Annotated in this window: 4 protein-coding genes; all 4 read right to left on the reverse strand. The window is 59.9% G+C overall.

Translation table 11 applies throughout. The features are described 5' to 3' along the window. Nucleotides 1-121 precede the first annotated feature (121 nt). Nucleotides 122-1,483: an acetyl-CoA carboxylase biotin carboxylase subunit gene (gene accC, locus ACRESD_RS21190; RefSeq protein WP_176997049.1), complete on the reverse strand. Its 1,362-nt coding sequence runs from the start codon at nt 1,481-1,483 to the stop codon at nt 122-124. A 17-nt stretch (nt 1,484-1,500) separates the two neighbouring features. Continuing rightward, the gene (gene accB / locus ACRESD_RS21195; protein WP_431752694.1) at nt 1,501-1,965 is read right to left on the reverse strand and encodes an acetyl-CoA carboxylase biotin carboxyl carrier protein; all 465 of its coding nucleotides are present in this window, start codon (nt 1,963-1,965) and stop codon (nt 1,501-1,503) included. A 24-nt stretch (nt 1,966-1,989) separates the two neighbouring features. Then, nucleotides 1,990-2,445 (reverse strand): type II 3-dehydroquinate dehydratase, encoded by a 456-nt coding sequence (gene aroQ / locus ACRESD_RS21200; protein WP_431752695.1) that lies wholly within the window; start codon nt 2,443-2,445, stop codon nt 1,990-1,992. Between the two features lie 295 nt (nt 2,446-2,740). Continuing rightward, the coding region (locus ACRESD_RS21205) for a methyl-accepting chemotaxis protein (RefSeq protein ID WP_431752696.1) at nt 2,741-3,201 on the reverse strand (461 nt) is incomplete at its 5' end.

Raw genomic sequence — 3,201 nt, forward strand, 5'->3', positions numbered from 1 at the left:
CATCAACTGACACTCCCTCATCGGGGGCAAGCCCCCTCCCACATTGGATTGTGTACATCCAGAAAATCGAGGGTCCAGAAACAACAAAGCCGCCCGAAGGCGGCTGTGTTGGGTGGAGCACTTACTGGTTGGCCAGCTTGTGTTCCAGGTAGTGAATGTTCACACCACCTTCGCAGAAGCCTTCATCACGAACCAGATCCCGATGCAGCGGGATGTTGGTCTTGATGCCGTCGACCACGATTTCGTCCAGGGCGTTGCGCATGCGGGCCATGGCCTCGTCGCGAGTCGCGCCCCAGGTGATCAGCTTGCCGATCAGCGAGTCGTAGTTGGACGGAACCTTGTAACCGCTGTACAGGTGCGAATCGACGCGAACGCCGTTGCCGCCTGGAGCATGGAAATGCTTGACCAGGCCTGGACTCGGGATAAAGGTTTTCGGGTCTTCGGCGTTGATGCGGCACTCCAGTGAGTGGCCGTGGATCTTCACGTCGTCCTGGGTGAAGGACAGCGGGTTGCCAGCGGCGATGCTCAGCATCTCCTTGACGATGTCGATACCGGTGACCATCTCCGAAACCGGATGCTCTACCTGCACACGAGTGTTCATCTCGATGAAGTAGAAACGACCGTTCTCATAGAGGAACTCGAAGGTGCCGGCGCCACGGTAGTTGATGTCGATGCACGCCTTGACGCAGCGAGCCAGTACTTCCTGGCGAGCTTTTTCGTCCAGGCCCGGTGCCGGGGCTTCTTCCAGTACCTTCTGGTGGCGACGTTGCAGCGAGCAATCGCGGTCACCCAGGTGAATGGCGTGGCCCTGGCCGTCGGACAGTACCTGCACTTCCACGTGACGTGGGTTGGTCAGGTACTTCTCCAGGTAGACCATCGGGTTGTTGAACCAGGCGCCTGCTTCGGAGCGGGTCTGCTTGGCGGCCTCGATCAGGTCTTCTTCCTTATGCACCACGCGCATGCCGCGACCACCACCGCCACCGGCGGCCTTGATGATCACCGGGTAACCGACTTCGCGACCAATGCGCAGGGCGGTTTCCTCGTCTTCAGGCAGTGGGCCGTCGGAACCTGGAACGGTTGGCACGCCGGCAGCGATCATGGCTTCCTTGGCGGAGACCTTGTCGCCCATCAGGCGAATGGTCTCGGCTTTCGGGCCGATGAAGGTAAAGCCGGATTTTTCCACCTGGTCGACGAAGTCGGCGTTTTCCGCGAGGAAACCGTAGCCTGGGTGGATAGCGGTAGCGCCGGTCACTTCTGCCGCGGCGATGATGCTTGGGACTTTCAGGTACGAGTTCGTGGCCAGTGGCGGGCCGATGCAGATGCTTTCGTCCGCCAGTTTCACGTGCATCAGTTCCGAGTCGGCCGTCGAGTAAACAGCGACGGTCTTGATGCCTTGTTCCTTACAGGCACGCAGGATTCGCAGGGCGATCTCACCGCGGTTGGCGATCAGGACTTTTTCCAGTTTCTTCGCAGGTTTCAACATCGAAGGCACTCCGCGGTTCAAACGATGGTGAACAGCGGCTGGTCGTACTCAACCGGCTGACCGTTTTCTACCAGGATGGATTCGATGACGCCGGCTTTTTCAGCAGTGATGTGGTTCATCATCTTCATCGCTTCAACGATGCAGATGGTGTCGCCCACTTTCACGGTTGCGCCGACTTCAACGAAGGCTGGCGAGGTCGGAGCCGGGGTACGGTAGAAAGTACCGACCATTGGCGACTTGACCACGAAACCGTTCAGCGCAGGAGCAGCTGGCGCGGCAGGTGCGGCGGCAGCTGCTGGAGCGGCGACCGGTGCAGCAGCGGCTGGAGCCGGTGCTTGCATTTGCGGTGCGTAGAACTGTTGGGCCGGGGTCTTGCTGTGGCGGCTGATCCGTACGGACTCTTCGCCTTCCTTGATTTCCAGCTCGTCGATACCGGATTCTTCCAGCAGTTCGATCAGTTTCTTAACTTTACGGATATCCATGAATCATCAACTCCCAAGGGGCGGTCAGGGGCGCTTGGCCGGTTGTTCAAGTTGTTCCAGGGCGGCCTCCAGGGCCAGTCGGTAACCGCTGGCGCCAAGGCCGCAGATCACACCTACCGCAACGTCGGAGAAGTAGGAGTGATGGCGGAAAGCTTCGCGTTTGTGCACGTTCGACAAATGCACTTCGATGAATGGGATGCTCACCGCCAGCAGCGCGTCACGTAATGCAACGCTTGTGTGCGTAAAAGCGGCGGGATTGATCAGGATAAAATCCACGCCTTCGCCACGCGCGGCATGAATGCGATCAATCAATTCGTACTCGGCATTGCTTTGCAGGTAGAGCAGATGGTGGCCGGATTCACGGGCCCGGCGTTCCAGATCGAGGTTGATCTGATCCAGGGTCACTGCGCCGTAGACGCCCGGTTCACGGGTGCCGAGCAGGTTCAGGTTGGGTCCGTGAAGAACCAGTAAGGTCGCCATCGGCTGTTCCTTGTTATTGAAGTGGGTACGGCAGAACCCGGCGACTATGCCGCAAAGCCTTTGTGACTGTCCAGTTCTATGCAGTAGCCGGCACGATTAGCGAGGATAGCGCAAAATTTGTGACTAGCCCCCTGGATCCGGTCATTGCCAACACGGTCGCGAGGTCGACGCAGATCAATGTGGGAGCTGGCTTGCCTGCGATTGCGGTATGTCAGTGCAGAACAGGTTGCCTGACCCACTGCTATCGCAGGCAAGCCAGCTCCCACATTTGATCTCCATCCAGGCTGAGACCGAGTCAGACCCGGAACGCTTGCACCGCCGTGTTGAGCTGTCCACCCAGCCCCAGCAGATGCTCACCCTGGCTACGCCCTTGCCCGATTCGCAGCAAGTTATCCTCGCCCAGTTGGTGAATCCGCTCGCTGTTATCGCGAATCTCACTGACGGCGCCACTCTGCTGTGCCGTCACATCGGCAATGCGCACGGCTGTGTCGGAGATGGTCTGGATCGCGCTGACGATTTCATCCAGCGCACCATCCGCCGCCTGGGCTTGCTGGGCGGTGGCTTCGGCGTGCTCGACCTGGGCGCGCATACCTTGTACCGACTGGTGGGCGGCGGCTTGCAGGCCAGCGATCAGACCCTGGATTTCCGCGGTGGCGCCTGCCGTACGTTGGGCCAGGGAACGGACCTCATCGGCCACCACCGCAAACCCTCGCCCGGCCTCACCGGCGCGAGCGGCCTCGATGGCGGCATTGAGGG

This window comes from Pseudomonas sp., assembly GCF_050739995.1.
Lineage (GTDB): Bacteria > Pseudomonadota > Gammaproteobacteria > Pseudomonadales > Pseudomonadaceae > Aquipseudomonas.

Coding starts and splice junctions, on each gene's coding strand:
- aroQ (WP_431752695.1), bottom strand. CDS start 2,445: ATGGCGACCTTACTGGTTCTTCACGGACCCAACCTGAACCTGCTCGGC.
- accC (WP_176997049.1), bottom strand. CDS start 1,483: ATGTTGAAACCTGCGAAGAAACTGGAAAAAGTCCTGATCGCCAACCGC.
- accB (WP_431752694.1), bottom strand. CDS start 1,965: ATGGATATCCGTAAAGTTAAGAAACTGATCGAACTGCTGGAAGAATCC.